8 protein-coding genes are annotated in these 15,787 nt (G+C 56.9%); 2 read left to right on the top strand and 6 right to left on the bottom strand.

Annotated elements, in window-relative coordinates; translation table 11 throughout:
• Positions 1-550: 550 nt before the first annotated feature.
• A complete protein-coding gene (locus MRY80_RS17720) occupies positions 551-2,446 on the bottom strand; it encodes an EAL domain-containing protein (RefSeq protein ID WP_293292392.1) in 1,896 nt (631 codons plus the stop codon).
• Positions 2,447-2,755: 309 nt separating this feature from the next.
• Here MRY80_RS17720 and MRY80_RS17725 point away from each other — a divergent pair, with 309 nt between their 5' ends.
• Positions 2,756-7,252 carry a PAS domain-containing protein gene (locus MRY80_RS17725; protein WP_293292393.1) on the top strand — a complete coding sequence of 1,499 codons (4,497 nt, stop codon included), beginning with the start codon at positions 2,756-2,758 and terminating at the stop codon, positions 7,250-7,252.
• 300 nt (positions 7,253-7,552) lie between these two features.
• Here MRY80_RS17725 and purU read toward each other — a convergent pair whose 3' ends face one another.
• Positions 7,553-8,437 (bottom strand): formyltetrahydrofolate deformylase, encoded by an 885-nt coding sequence (gene purU, locus MRY80_RS17730; RefSeq protein ID WP_293292394.1) that lies wholly within the window; start codon positions 8,435-8,437, stop codon positions 7,553-7,555.
• A gap of 739 nt (positions 8,438-9,176) precedes the next feature.
• Here purU and MRY80_RS17735 point away from each other — a divergent pair.
• Positions 9,177-10,790 (top strand): sulfatase-like hydrolase/transferase, encoded by a 1,614-nt coding sequence (locus MRY80_RS17735; RefSeq protein ID WP_293292395.1) that lies wholly within the window; start codon positions 9,177-9,179, stop codon positions 10,788-10,790.
• A gap of 87 nt (positions 10,791-10,877) precedes the next feature.
• On the opposite strand, the gene MRY80_RS17740 is transcribed toward MRY80_RS17735, so the two are convergent.
• Genes MRY80_RS17740 through MRY80_RS17755 form a run of 4 tightly spaced genes read right to left on the bottom strand, consistent with a single transcriptional unit; the run spans position 10,878 to position 15,780 of the window.
• Positions 10,878-12,461: an ABC transporter ATP-binding protein gene (locus MRY80_RS17740; protein WP_293292396.1), complete on the bottom strand. Its 1,584-nt coding sequence runs from the start codon at positions 12,459-12,461 to the stop codon at positions 10,878-10,880.
• Complete coding sequence (locus MRY80_RS17745) at positions 12,458-13,276, bottom strand: ABC transporter permease (RefSeq protein ID WP_293292397.1); 819 nt, start codon at positions 13,274-13,276, stop codon at positions 12,458-12,460. The genes MRY80_RS17740 and MRY80_RS17745 overlap by 4 nt, the downstream gene beginning before the upstream one ends.
• Positions 13,273-14,235, bottom strand: coding sequence for an ABC transporter permease (locus tag MRY80_RS17750; RefSeq protein WP_293292398.1), 963 nt, complete (start codon positions 14,233-14,235; stop codon positions 13,273-13,275). Before MRY80_RS17750 ends, MRY80_RS17745 begins: the two co-directional genes overlap by 4 nt.
• 21 nt (positions 14,236-14,256) lie before the next feature.
• The gene (locus tag MRY80_RS17755) at positions 14,257-15,780 is read right to left on the bottom strand and encodes an ABC transporter substrate-binding protein (RefSeq protein ID WP_293292399.1); all 1,524 of its coding nucleotides are present in this window, start codon (positions 15,778-15,780) and stop codon (positions 14,257-14,259) included.
• Positions 15,781-15,787 lie beyond the last annotated feature (7 nt).

Consider the following 15,787-nt stretch of genomic DNA (forward strand, 5'->3'; position numbering starts at 1 on the left):
AACAAAGGCGGTGATAACACGTGACACCCTATCAACCGCTGGGCGGTGACCCCTGGCGACACTTGGCTTGAATCACGTCATTTTGACAACAGATGGCAACCAGAAGCTCGCGGTGGCTAGGCACTAGAAACCAAGGACGGATCATGCAGTTTTGTCGTGGCAGACGGCTAGCGACGCAATCTTTTGAACCTGAAGCAACACTAGCAATTCCTGTAGGCGGATCGAACAAAGGGGAAGCTTAAGACGAACAATTAGGGCCCAATCCCCAAGCTAATCGTACCTGCGGATTGGTTCTGTTCATGTTCTGATCTTCGCGCGAAACCACGCTGGATTCTCTCTGTCGAGACTCGCATGCGGCCCGTCACAACTCCTGACAAGGTTGTTGTTTGTCGCCTTGCCCGGAGCGATTGAGCCAACCTATGCCGCAATCCAGCTGCTGGACCGATCGGCGGCAGGTCATCAATTGACCGGCAGCAGCGAATTGCCCGAAAACGGCCACCCACTTCCCAACATCTAACAATTCACGCCGTTGCCTGAGCACAAGGGTTCGCTAGTGCACCGAAGCCATGCCGCCAGGATTCAGTCCTGCACGCAGTGTGCGTACTCGGTCCAGGCTTGCAGGTCTGCCAAACAGGAAACCCTGCACCTCATCGCACCCTTCTCGGGCGAGCATCGACAATTGGTGGAATGTCTCAACGCCTTCCACCAAAACGGTGATTCCGAGGCTCTTACCGAGTGCCAATATCGCCCGTAGGATAGCCTGGTTTTGTCGATCCATGTCCAAACCGGCCACAAAGCTGCGATCGACCTTGATCCGATCGAAGCGAAACGACCGAAGGGTGTCCAACGAAGAATACCCCGTTCCAAAATCATCGATTGCGATCGTCACTCCCGTCGCTCGCAGTTGCTGCAAGATGTGCAACGCATGGTGCCGGTCACCGATGATTGCCGTTTCAGTGACTTCCAGCTCAATCAAGGAAGGATCGATGCCGGTTTCGCGCAAAGCCTGACGAACGGTATCAATGAGTGCCGTGTCTCGCAGCTGCAGTGGCGAGATATTGATCGCAATCTTCTCGGCAATGTTCCATTCCGCCGCTTGGCGGCACGCAGTCTGCACGACCCACTCACCCAAAGGAGAGATATACCCAGTCTCTTCGGCGATCGGAATGAACTCGGCCGGTGAGATAAGTCCTCGCGTGGGATGGTTCCACCGAAGAAGCGCTTCGTAACCAACAACAGCATGCGTCTCGGCCGAATGCTGCGTCTGGTAGTCAAGATAGAACTGCCCCTCTTCAAGCGCAGTGCGCATGTCGGACGCGAGCATCCGACGCGTGCGTGCAGCCTCGTCCATTGCGGGCTCGAAGTAGCAAATAGGGAGGTCGGCTCTTTCCTTAGCGCGATACATTGCAAGGTCCGCGTTTGCGATGAGTTTGCTTGACTGTGTCCCATCGACGGGGAAGATGGCCACGCCCATGCTGCCACTTGGAAGGATCGCGATATCTCCGAGGTATGTCAGTTCTCGCAGCCGTCCATTCAGGGTATTGAGGAACGTAGTCAGTTCGGGTGTGAATTCGAACGTCTTGAACGCTACGAATTCATCGCCTCCAAAACGAGCAATGAACTCTCCTGGCGCCAAGTCTTCCGAGATTCGATCGGCCAGCAGCCGCAACAGACGGTCGCCACAATCATGGCCGTGTGTGTCGTTGATCTCTTTGAACCGATCGAGGTCTATGTTGACAACAGCGACTTTCCGTCCCGCAGCTTCGGCGTTCTGCAAACAGATGTCCAACTCCTCCAGGAAGTGCCGTCTGTTGGGCAGGCCTGTCAAAGCGTCGTATCGCGCAAGATGCGCCAAATGGTCGGCCGCCGCCTTCTGTTCGGTTCGGTCTCGCGTGATCTTCGCGAATCCGATGTGTTGCTTGGCCTCGTCGAAGATTGGATCGATGACAACCTGAACCCAGAACTTCGTACCGTCCTTTCGATACCGCCAGCCTTCGGTCTCGAAATGACCATCCCTGAGCGCAGTCGCCAATCCTGTCTCGGGCAACCCCACAAGCCTGTCCTGCTCGCCGTAGAAGCGTGAGAAATGTTGCCCGATGATTTCGTCGGCAGTGTATCCTTTGAACCGCTCTGCCCCGGCGTTCCAGCTCATCACATGACCGGCAGTGTCAAGCATATAGATCGCATAGTCGGTAACGCCTTGGACCAGGAGCTTGAAATTCCGGTCAATCCCGTCCTTTTCACCGGCCAGGTCGGCACGCCGATCATGTTGATGTCCGAGCACGGCAAACAGCGCTCCCAGCACCAAGGGCGCCGTCAACACGATCAAATGCACAGGATTGGAACTGATGAGATCGCCGAGCGGCACCCAGCTGGATCCACGCCAGACTTGGTCAATGGTCATCGCCGTGAGAGGAAAACCGAGTCCGGACAGCGCTCCGAACAATGCGTAGCGACTCGCGCGCCTCCAAGAACGCAACATTTCATCTTCCCATTTTCGTTGCCTGCAAGTTACGTCGAATGCGTAAACGTTGGATTACTGAACGGAACTCACTCAAACCGGAGACGCTAGCCGTGGCTTATTCCAAACATTGCTCTCCACCTGCCCAACCACGCCTGTACAATGCAGATGCTTGCTCTGCACATATCGGCTTCAAGTGGCATTGCCAAGAATTATGCGCTGTCAAATTAACGTCAAATTCACCGGCGTGCCAAAGATTTCAGTCGAGATGTTGCGCTAATGCCGAGGCATTCTGTGAGTAATTCGTCTGTCGATGGTCGCGAGGAGAAGCGTCTCCAAGCCCTAAAGAAACTGGAAATCCTGGACAGTGATCCGGAACAGGAATTCGACGCCTTGGCGCAAGCGGCGGCACTGGTGTGCGGAACTCCCATTTCACTGATCAGCCTGATCGAAGCCGAAAGACAATGGTTCAAGGCCAATGTCGGCCTTGGCGATGCCCGCGAGGGTGGACGCAGCATCTCATTTTGTACCCACACAATCCAAGGCCACGGCCTGATGGAGGTGACGGACGCGACACGAGATGCGCGGTTTGCCGATAATCCTATGGTCGTTGGCGAGCCACATATCCGCTTTTATGCCGGATTTCCGCTGACCCTCTCGACAGGGGAGAATGTTGGCTCCCTATGTGTGGTCGACTGCCAGCCAAGAACGCTTTCCGACGACAAGAAACAGGTTTTGAAACACCTCGCCGATGCAGCTGCGCGCGCGATGGAAACGCGTGTTGCAGCACTGCACGAACGCCGACTGCTCGCTGCCGAGTCGCGCGCTCGATCCATACTTGAACATAGTATTGATGCCATCGTGACGATCGACTGCAACGGCGTGATTCAACATTGGAATGGGGCCGCGGAACGCATGTTCGGCTTTTCTGCGCAAGAAGCGGAAGGACACTCCCTCGACCTCATTCTCACGAACGATCAGCGCGATTTCGAGATGGATGTCAGAACGCGGTTGCGCGGCGCGGAAACCACCGCATCGATCAACACTGTAAGGCGGCACAAGGACGGCTCTCCGCTGTCAGTTTCGGTATCGATTGGCCCTGTTGTCGCGCCTGACGGCAACGTCACAGGTGCGACCGAAATCATCCGAGACATCACAGAGATGGCCAGGAGCCACGCGCAATTGGTCGAGGCGGAGAAACGCGTCAATCGCCTCTACAGCGCAACGCCAGCAATGCTTCATTCGATTGATGCGGAGGGACGGCTTGTCAGCGTGAGCGACCGCTGGCTGGAAGAGATGGGTTTCGAACGCGAAGAAGTGATCGGGCAGTACTCGTCCAGCTTTCTCACCGAGCAGTCCAAGATCAAAGCCAAGAATGAAACTTTGCCCACATTCTTCAAGCTGGGCCACTGCGAGAATGTCGAATACCAGATGGTCACGAAGTCGGGCGCCGTGATCGATGTCCTATTGTCGGCCATTCTGGAACGTGACGATACGGGAAAACCGTTACGCACAATGGCGATCATTGAAAACGTCACGTATCGGCGCGAGGTGGAAAACGCGCTGCGAGACGAGCGCCGACGGCTGAAACAAATTCTCGAGGCAACGCGGGCCGGTACTTGGGAGTGGAACATCCAGACCGGCGAAGTACGTCTCAACGCGCAATGGGGGGCCATCATTGGCTATGCGCTGGAAGAGCTCGGCCTGCCCGACGTCCATACGTGGCAAAGCCGGATTCACCCTGACGACGCCATCGAGAGCCACAAGAGACTCGATGCACACCTGGCCGGACTCTCCGATGAATACGAGTGCGAGACGCGCCTTCGTCACAAGGATGGCAGTTGGGTGTGGGTGTTAGGTCGCGGGTGCGTGCTGAGCTGGACTGATGACGGTAAGCCGGAATGGATGTACGGCACGCATCAGGACATCTCCAGACGCAAGAAAAGAGAAGAAGAGTTGCGTAAGAGCGAGGATTTCCTCGAACGGACCGGCCGGCTCGCAGGCGTCGGCGGTTGGGAAGTGGACGTGGTCAATGAAGAGATCTTCTGGTCGAACGAGACCTGCCGGATTCACGGTGTCGAGCCCGGCTACAAGCCCACACTCGCCGAAGCAGTCAATTTCTATGCGCCGGAAGCCCGGCCGGTCATAGAGGCAGCGATTGAGAAGAGCATAGCGACTGGCGAAGGTTGGGATGTTGAACTGCCGTTCATCAAGATGGATGGTGAACGCATATGGGTGCGGGCTGTAGGATCGGCTCAGTTCGAAAGCGGCAAGCCCGTCAGAATGGTCGGCGCATTTCAGGATGTAACTGAGCAGGTCACCCAGCGCATTGCGCTTGAGCAGGTGAATGAACGTATTGCAATCGCCACGCGCAATGGCCGGATCGGCGTCTGGGATGCCAATCTAGACACCGGCAAGACACTCTATTCCGACATCTGGTGCGAACTGATTGGATATCGACCCGGTGAGTTATCGGATTCCGGCACCCAATGGTTGGACCTGATCCACCCCGATGATGTTGATCGCGCATTGCATGCCGACGTCGCTCATTTGAAGGGAGAGGCTCCATATTTCGAAGAACAGTTCCGGATGCGTCACAAGGATGGCCATTGGGTTTGGATCCTGGATCGAGGCCAGGTGACCGCCCGAAACGATCAGGGCGAACCGATGCGGATGATCGGCACCCACACGGATATCACGCGCCAAAAGCAGGACGAGGAAGAGCGGGTATTGATGGGAGAACGGATGGCGATCGCGGCCGACAGCGGCGGGATCGGCATCTGGGAGGTGGACCTGCGTGAGGGCAGCGTGCACTGGGATGATTGGATGTATGAGCTTTACGGCCTATCGGAACGTATCGACATCCCGATCGGGGATCTCTGGCGGAAGCAGATGCACCCTGATGACCTCGCTCGCATGGAGACAGCCGTCAGGCGGGCGATGGAGAATGCGAACCAGATGGATGAGGAATTCCGCATCTTCTGGCCGGATAACACGATACGTCATCTTCATGTTTCTGCGAAAGTCCATTCGGGCAAGGACGGCACCCCGCAAAGGCTCATCGGAGCGACCTGGGATGTGACAACCCAACGAGAGCTGGCCCTGGAGCTCGCGGAGCAACATGAGCTGATGCGGGTGACACTGAACTCCATCGGCGACGCCGTGATTACAACCGACGCCCAAGGTTGTGTCCAATGGCTGAACCCAGTTGCTGAATACATGACCGGATGGGCGGTAGAGGAGGCTCGAGGGCAACCTTCGTCGCGTGTATTCGCCATCGTGCACGAAGTGACGCGTGAAGAAGCCTATGATCCGATCAAAGCATGCCTGGAACGCGGTCGCGTGACCGGGCTAGCCGAAGAAACCATGCTGATTGCGCGTGATGGGCGCGAATACAGCATCGAGGACTCCGCAGCACCGATTCGCAGCGCGGCGGGTGAAGTGCTCGGCGCCGTCCTGGTTTTTCACGACGTCAGCGAACAACGCCGTCTTTCACGAGAGATGTCCTATCGCGCGACCCATGACCAATTGACTGGTCTCGTGAACCGGTCCGAGTTTGATCGACGGTTGAATCAAGTGTTCAAGAGAGCCCAAACGGAGGCGATACAAAGCACCTTGCTGTATCTTGACCTCGATCAGTTCAAGATCGTCAACGATACATGTGGCCACGCAGTCGGCGATGAGCTGCTCAAACAGGTCAGCAAACTGCTGGCAAACACAGTACGATCGGGTGACACGACAGCGCGACTGGGCGGTGACGAATTCGCGGTCATTCTCGAACACTGTGGCGCCGAAGTTGGCGAACGCATTGCCAAGAAAATCTGTGATCGCATGAGCGATTATCGCTTCATCCACGATGGTCAGCCCTTCAGGGTTGGGGCGAGCATTGGCCTGGTTCCGATCGACAACACCTCACACAGCGTCGCGGTGATCCTGCAAGCTGCGGACACATCTTGCTATGTCGCCAAGAGCTCAGGCCGCAATCGCGTCCATGTCTGGAAAGAAAGCGACGAGGAAATGCAGGCCCGTTCTGGCGAGACCCGATGGGCGACGCGCATTGAACGTGCCCTTGAGGAAAACCGCTTCGTCCTGCATGGGCAAAAGATCGCGGCACTGAGCGACGAGTTGCCCTGTCAGGACAGAATTGAGCTATTGCTACGAATGATTGATGAGGACGGCGAGGTAGTCATGCCGAACTCATTCCTCCCTTCTGCTGAACGGTTTAGTCTCAGCACTCGGATTGACAACTGGGTTTTGTCCAATGTCCTGCTATGGATGCAAAGCAGAGAGGCCGCATGGCAGAACCGTGTCATCTGCGTGAACCTATCTGGGCATTCGCTTGGCGACCGCTCGTTTCATCAATGGGCAATCGAGAAGTTGGATGCGGCCGGTGATGCGGTGTGTAATCGTCTTTGTCTGGAGATCACAGAAACCGCCCTCATCACCAACATGGCGGACGCATTGGTCTTCATAGAGGCCGTGCGAAGCCGTGGCGTAACGATCGCGCTTGATGATTTTGGGGCTGGCGTCTCCTCGTTCGGCTATCTCAAACGCTTCCCAATCGATTACCTCAAGATTGACGGTCAGTTCGTGCAAGGCCTGATCGGGGATGAACTGAATGAGGCAGCGATCCGCTGTTTCGTAGACGTCGCCAAAGTTCTCGGCGTGAAAACCGTGGCCGAATTTGTCGCCAATGAGGAGGTAGCATGCAGACTTCGAACGTTGGGGGTCGACTACGCTCAGGGCTACTACATTCATAAACCCGAGGCCATCAGTGGTTTTCCTTTGTGAAAGATCAAGTCTCGGCACGCGCTGAATGGGACACAAGATCGTGACGCTCGTCGGCCAATTGGGGAAGCTACCCCGAACGAATTTGCAACTCGATACGCAAGGGGCCGAAGTGTTCAAACGCGTCACGTGACCACGCGGACAAGACCTTGGGGCAAGTCGAACGCGCCGCGCCGATCTCATCGGTCTATTGTTCACTTTGACAGCGAGCTCAATTAGGAAGCGAACAAGACCAACAGATCACATGCTCAATGATTGACGACTTCAGTACATACCCGACCCTATGAGCGCCAAGGCTGCGGCCTATCCCATGCGTTCCGATGCATACGAACCAGGCGATGCCGGGAATACGACAGTCTTGCTTCCGTTCAGAAATACGCGACGGTGGATATGGGCATGGATAGCCCGGGCCAATACTTGGCTTTCCACATCCCGTCCCATCGATACGTAGTCGTCGGGGCTCTGTGCATGGGTGACCCTAACAATATCCTGTTCGATAATTGGACCTTCGTCCAGATCCGTCGTCACGTAATGGGAAGTCGCCCCGATCAGCTTCACACCACGCTGATAAGCCTGTTTGTAGGGATTCGCTCCCTTGAAGCTAGGCAGAAATGAGTGGTGGATATTGATAATCCGGCCCGACATCTTGCTGCACATCTCATCGGAGAGCACCTGCATGTAACGAGCCAACACGACGAGTTGGGCGCCAGCCTCTTCTATGATCGCCATCTGCTGCAACTCGGCCGAACTCTTGTCTTCTTTGGTCATTTTGATGCAGTGAAACGAAATGTCGTGGTTGACTACAAGTTTCTGGTAATCCATGTGGTTGGAAATTACTGCCACGATATCTATGGGCAGAGCTCCGATACGCCAGCGATAGAGCAGGTCGTTCAGACAATGACCAAATCGGGAAACCATGATGACAACTCTCATCTTATGTTTCTCGTCGTGGAAGGCAAAATCCATCATCAAGCGTTTTGCTATTTCTGAAAACCGCGTTTCCAGCTGGACGAGATCAGCGTCCATTTCAGAAGCAAAACTCACCCGCATGAAGAATTTTCCGGTTTCGAAATCATCGAACTGGGAGCTGTCGATAATGTTACACCCTTGCTCAGCAAGGAAGCCGGATATCGCGGCAACGATACCGCGTGTCGAAGGGCAAGTGACAGTCAGCGTGTAGGTGCTCATTTCCATTTCCAAGTCAGGCGCGAGAATCGATCTGTTGGCGAGCGGCCCAAGGCTGGATTTTTCGCAGCGCCGTTTCGCACTCAAGTCAGGCAAATCATATTTATGTACATCTACGTACATTTTTAAAAGAAAGGCAAGCCGCGAATTGCCCGCAAGCCCCGACAACCGATACCGGCCCACGGCACGCGATTGGCGTCGCACCCAACACTGTAATGGACAACGCAGAAGACGCCGATGCGACGGCCTATAATGGTGATATCCGCACGGGTAAGCAAGCATGTCGGCGAGTCGCGAACCGCCCTCGCCTCCGCCTCGATGATTGGCCATTCCTCCGATGCTGTTGCGACCCAAGAGGCGCAAGAGCCAAATCAGCGCTAAAATGGACATTGCTGTCCATATTTGATATCTGCTCATTGATGATTGGAGATGTGGGAATTTCCGGCGGATACAGAGAGTGCGTGGCCCTTGCGGTGAAGGAATTGCGCGCTCGCCTTGAACGGGTCTTCCAAACGAACGGCTGACAGCTTCATGACAATTGCTAAATTCACGGACAATTAAGCCATGGCGGCAGCTCTAGCCTCTCCACATCACGGTCCTTTGCGGATCGCAGGAAATGAGAACCCAACATGGGATCGAGATGAACGTCAGAGACAATGCCGACCGCAGGATGTCCTTTTGATGACAGCACCGAGTCCATTGAAGAACCCGCCTGAGCTCTTTTGATGCGGATCAATAGTAGATGAATACGAAATCCAAGATCGGCAACGTGTTATACATCATGTGCGATCAACTCAGGTTCGATTATCTGAGCTGCTACGGACACGAAGGTCTCGACACTCCGAATATCGATTTGCTGGCATCCGAGGGTACGAGATTTACGCGCGCCTATGTTCAGTCTCCCATCTGCGGCCCAAGCAGGATGAGTTCGTATACCGGACGCTATCCGATGTCGCATGGGTCCATCCAGAACGGGTATCCGCTGAGAATCGGGGAAAAGACGCTTGGAGACCATCTGAGGCCCCTGGGTGTCGAAGCCGTATTGATCGGCAAGACGCACATGCGTGCGGACGTCGAGGGCATGGAACGGCTTGGCGTCGCGCCGGATTCCATTATCGGCGCACGACTGTCGGAGTGCGGGTTCGATGCCTTCGAGCGGGACGACGGTGTACACGCCCGTGACGCCGACACCGCGTATAATTCCTATTTGCGCGATAGAGGCTATCCGGGTGAAAACCCCTGGCACGATGCGGCAAACAGCGTTGCCAGTGCGTCACCGGAGGAAACCGGCAGCGGCTGGTTTCTGAAATACTCCAATCGCGCGGCCAAGGTTGCGGAAGAGGATAGCGAGACTCCTTATCTGACCCGCCGCTTTGTCGAGTTCCTAGATGCGCGAGAAGGCCGTGACGGCTGGCTTTGCCACCTTTCATTCATCAAACCGCATTGGCCTTACATCGTTCCGGCCCCCTATCACGACATGTTCGGGCCAGGCAGTTGGCGCCGCCCGGTTCGCAGCGAAAAGGAACGCGAGAACCCGCATCCCGTTTTCGCCGCCTTTATGGAACACCGGGTTTCGGAATCGTTTCGCCGCGACGAAGTGCGCGAGACCGTTCTTCCCTCCTATATGGGGCTGATAAAGCAGATCGACGACCAGATGGGCGTCCTGTTTGCGGAAATGCAAAAGCGTGGCCAGTGGGACAACACACTGATCGTACTCACATCCGACCATGGCGATTATCTGGGCGACCACTGGCTGGGAGAGAAGGACTTCTTTCACGAGCCCGCTGTAAAGGTTCCGCTCGTCATTCGCGATCCGCGCGGGTCAGCGGTTCGCGGGCGGGTGTGCGACGCGCTCGTTGAGGCCATCGACCTCGCGCCGACCTTCGTAGAGGCATTCGGGGGACAACCCGCATACAACTGGCTTGAAGGAAGGTCGCTTATGCCCCTGCTCGAGGGCGAGCGACCGGAGAGCTGGCGGCAGGTGGCGTTCTCGGAATACGACTACGCGATGCAGCCGGCGCGGGAGTCCCTGGGCCAAGGCATCAGCGAATGCAAGATCGTCATGGCGTGCGATGATCGTTGGAAGCTTATCTATTTCGAGGGTTTTCGACCGATGCTGTTCGATCTGGATACCGACCCCGACGAACTGAACGATCTGGGCGATGACCCGGATTACGAAGCCCACCGTCAGCGCCTGACCGACGCGATCTTCGCCTGGAGCAGGCGCGAACGACAGCGTGTCACGATCACCGATGAAGGAGTACTCGCCGGGGACGATATCGGCACTGTCGAACGAGGAATTCTGATCGGGTTCTGGGACGAAGAGCAGCTTAAGAATTTCAGGAAGAAGGACTAGGAGCCGCCAGGCCCGAGGCCGTCTGCACAGGCAGGCGGACCGCCACGCCGGCCATCTGCTTTGCGGACAGGGCGACCCGAACCATCCCTAGACTTTTGCGGCAAGCTGATCGTCCAGCCAGCCCCGTCTCGTCGTCGGTTCGGATGCCAGCAGCCGCTTGGTGTAATCCTGTTTGGGATCGGCAAAAACGTCCTCGGTGGAGCCCTGCTCGACAATCTTCCCACGTTCCATGATAACCACAGAATGGGCGAAGCGGCGGGTCACTCCCAGGTTGTGCGTGATGAAGAGAATGCCGATATCGCGCTGCTGCTGGAGGCGCCACAGCAGTTTGAGGATGCTGTCTTCGACCAGTGCATCCAGAGCCGACGTGACCTCGTCGCAGATCAAGATGTCAGGCTCCGCGGCGAGACAGCGGGCGATGCAAACCCGTTGTTTCTGCCCTCCGGACAGCGCGCCGGGATACCGGTCCAGCAATTCGCGGGACAGCTCGACTTCGTCCATCAGGGCATTCAGACGATCCTGCAATGACGGGCCGCTTAGCTTCAGAAACTTCCGAAGTGGGCGGGAAAGCGCGGTCCGCACCGTCTGTCGGGGATTGAGGGCAACGTCCGGGAGTTGGTGGATGAACTGAATTCGGCGACGGATGTCGTCAGCGCGGTGATCGATATTGTCGGCGAGCTTCTTTCCATTCATCGAAATCGTGCCGGCACGCGGCGGAAGCAATCCCGCGATCGAGCGCGCCACGGTGGTCTTTCCGCTGCCGGACTCGCCGACCAGCGCGACGATTTCGCCGCAGGCGATCTGCAGGTCGACATTACTGACGACCTTGTTGGCGCCATAACCCAGATCGAGCGAACGCGCTTCGATTACCGCATTCGCCTCAGGGGGTTGACCGGCGAATTCGCCGACCTTGCGATGCGCCACCAGCGCCCGGGTATAGTCCTGGGCGGGCTGCTCGATAATTCTTCTGGTCTCATCCTGCTCCACGATTTCACCATTGCGCAACACGACAATCCGGTCGCTAATCTGGGAAATCACCGCCAGATCGTGGCTGACATAAATGGCCGCACACTGCTGCTCCGAGATGACGTGGCGTATGACACGCAACACTTCCATCTGGGTGGTGACATCGAGCGCGGTCGTCGGTTCGTCGAAGACGATCAATTCGGGATCGTTTAGAAGCGCCATTGCGATCATTGCGCGCTGAAGCTGCCCGCCTGACACCTGATGAGGGTATTTTCGACAAAATTTCTCCGGGTCCGGCAGCTGCAGCCGTTCGAAAAGAGAACACGCGATGTCGCGGCGCTCGGGTCTGGACACTTGCTTTTGCAGAGCGCGAAGTTCGGTAACCTGATCTTCCAAGCGATAGAACGGATTGAAGGCCGCAGCAGCCGACTGGGCGACATATGCGACCTTTCGCTGACGCAGCTGGCGTAACTCCTCCTGCGACATGGCAAGCAGGCTTTGCCCCATCAATCGAACCTCGCCCGAGGCGACCCGGCATCCCGGGCGCAGGAAGCCGATCGAAGCAAGGCCGAGCGTCGATTTGCCGGCCCCGGATTCGCCGATAAGGCCGAGAACCTCGCCTTTCTCCATCCTTACGGAGATGTTCGACAGAAGCGTTTTGTCACCGGCCTTCACGAGCAAGTTTTCAATTTCGAGAAAGCTCATTGCCCCAGCTCGCTGCGGATCGAATATTTGTGAACGAACCAATCGACGATGCCGTTGGCCGCTACCGCTATCGCGGCGATGACAAACGCCGGCACGAGCGGGGCAGTCCGACCGATGGAAATTGCGAGGGCATTTTCGCGCACCAGTCCTCCGAGATCGGCTTCGGGCGGTTGAATCCCGACCCCGAGAAAACTCAACGCGCTGATAAACAGCGATGCATAGGCAAACCGTATTCCGAATTCGGCGATCAGGGTTGGCGCCAGGTTGGGCAGTATCTCGCGAAAGATATACCAAGGCAGTTTCTCGCCCCGCAGGCGAGCTACTTCGATAAAGTCCATGGCGGCAATGTCGCCGGCCGAAGCGCGCAGGATCCGGAAGAACAGCGTCGCTTCCAGCACGATCATGGTGCAGACAAGGGTGGTAAGCGAGATCCCGGCCACCGCCAACACGATCAACGCAAAGATGATCTGCGGGATGGCCATGACCGAATCGACACCGCGGCCAATCACCATATCGAGCCAACCCTTGCGGACGGCCGCCATGATCGCCAGCACCACGCCAAGGGCACATGCGACGACCGTAACGAATGTTGCGATTCCGAGCGTATAGCGGAGGCCATATATCGTGCGGCTCAGCAGGTCGCGTCCCAGGGCGTCGGTGCCCAGCAGGTTGTCGGCGTTCGGCATCGCAAATGGCGCCGCCAGAACGTCGGTGGGACTGTAGGGAGCGACAAACGGCGCGAATATGGCGACAAGGACGAGCCCGGTCAAAACACATACCGAAAGCAGGAAGGAGGCCGACGAATGCCTGTTCATGCTTTTGGCTCTCTCAGGCGAGGATTCACCAGGATCGAGAGAAAGTCCGCCGCGAAATTGAAAAGAATGAAGACCAGCGAGAAACAGACGCCGCAGGCCTGAACCAAGGGTAGATCGCGATAAGCAACGGCATCGACCATCAGTTTGCCCATGCCCGTGTAGCTGAACACCGCTTCTACCACCACAACGCCAACCATGAGGGAAGCGATCGTGAGCATCGATATGGAAAGGATCGGAGAAAGGGCGTTCGGCAGAGCGTGCTTGAGGACAATCCGCCGTGGAGACAACCCCTTGATTTCGGCCATCAGGATATAGTCCGAGGCCATGACGCTCAGGATCGCCGTGCGGGTCAGACGCATGGTGTGCGCGATCGTGATGAAAACGAGTGTGGCGACGGGCAGCGCAAGCGCATTTGCCCAGTCTGCCAGGGTTGCGCTGCTGCGGATGATGGCCAAGCCAGGAAACCAGCCAAGGCGCGTCGAAAAGATATTGATCAAAATGTAGCCTGACAAAAATGCGGGTATCGACACAAGCCACATCGAAACCATCGAGATCATACGATCCAGCAGACTTTCGCGATTGAGCGCAGCGATGATTCCCAAGCCGATCGCCAACGGCAATGCGATAGCCGCAGCAGACAGAGCCAGGATCATCGAATTGGTCAGTCGGGGGATCAGCACCTCGACAACAGGTCGCTTGCTGGAGAAGGACATTCCCATGTCGCCCTGCAGCGCGCCTGCCACCCAGTTCCAATACCGTAGAAACAGAGGGTCATTGAGTCCGAGCTCCTGGCGGAGCTCGGACAAAGCCTGGGGCGTCGCGTCCTGGCCTAGAATTGCCTGCGCTGCGTCGCCTGGCAGCATGGCCGTGCCGACGAAAACCAGCACGGATACGACGACAAGGGAGATAAGACCGCTTCCGGCGCGTTGTATGACAAATGACAAAAGCGGATGACGCATAATGGTATCACCCAGCCAACGTCATACGAACCAGACGTTCTCGGCGGCGCGAAACGATCCTACCGCCTGGGTGCCGGTAACGTAGCCCGCCAATTGCGTCGAAACCCCTTCAGGTGTGTTTTGGAAGGCCGGGATGATGGCGCCACCGTTTTCGTTCAGGATACGCTGCGCCAGGTGTGAGGCTTGCAAGCGTTCTTCAGCATCCGGCGCGCCCCGCGCAACCTGAAGCGCAGCGTCGAAATCGGGATCCTTGAAAGCGGTGTCGTTGACCGGCGAGGAACTGGAATAGGCCAGGGTCATGATCAGGTCCACGGTTGGCCGGGCGCCCCAGACTGTAGCGTGGAACGGCGATTGAGCCCAGATGTTGCCCCAGTAACCATCCGCGGGTTCCCTCTTCACTTCGATCTCGATCCCTGCCCGCGACGCATGCTCCTTGAACAGGGTCGCCGCATCGACGGCCGCCGCTCCCGTCGCCGACGACGTTTGCAGAACGATTGGACCGCTGTGGCCCGACTGCTTGAAGAGGTCGCGCGCCCGGTCAGGGTCATAAGCGATCTGGACGACGTCGGCAGCATATTCAACAGCGTCCGGCGGCACTGGGGTGTCATTGCCCAGACGCGCATGACCGCCATAGATGCGCTGGATAAAGTCTTCGCGGTCAATCGCATGCTTCATAGCCTGACGAAGCAAGGCGTTGTCGAACGGCGCCCGGTCCAACATCATATTGAATCCGCCGAAGCCGGTACCGGATTGGAATTGCAGATTGACCGTCGGCAAGGCTTGAAGCAAAGGCACGGCACGCGCGTCCAGATTGCCGACGATATGGGCCTGTCCGGACTGGATTGCACTGATCCGGGCGGACGGGTCATTCGCAGCAAGAATGGTAACGGTGTTTACATGCGCCTTGCCGGTCTTGAAGTAGTCATCGAAGCGCTCGGTCTCCAATATCTCTCCCGGCACAAAATTCGTGACCCTGTAGGGGCCGGAACCGATCCCGGTGAACTCGGTCGTGCCCTCGGGAACGATACCAAGCGAAAAGTTCGAGAGGCTGGCCGGGAAGTAGAAATTCGGCGCTTTGAGAGTGACAACGATGCGGTGATCTCCGTCCGCCTCGACCTTGTCAACCGCCTTGATAATCGCGCGGGAAGTCGATCGACTTCCTTCCGCGACATGATACATCAGCGAGTAAATCACATCCGCGGATGTAACAGGCTTTCCATTATGGAACTTGGCGTTGGGGGCCAGATTGAAGGTCCAGACAAGGCCATCTTGCGCCTCTTCCCAATCGAGCGCCAAGCCTGGCTGCAGTTCGGCCCGAGGACCGGTCGTTTCAACCAGAGTGCTGTAAATGGTCCCCCCGAGCACCGCCATGAAAGGTGAGTTGAAAGTGCGAGGATCCAGACTGTCTCCGGTAGATGCGCCATTGATTGCAACCACCAGATCGCCCCCGGACTTGGGCACCTGTGCGAAACTGGTTCTCGGGGCCAACCCAATCGCGGTGGCTGCACCGACCGCTCCGAGAAACGTGCGTCGCTTGAATTTCATAGAATGT

The organism is Oricola sp., from assembly GCF_022763245.1.
Lineage (GTDB): Bacteria > Pseudomonadota > Alphaproteobacteria > Rhizobiales > Rhizobiaceae > Oricola.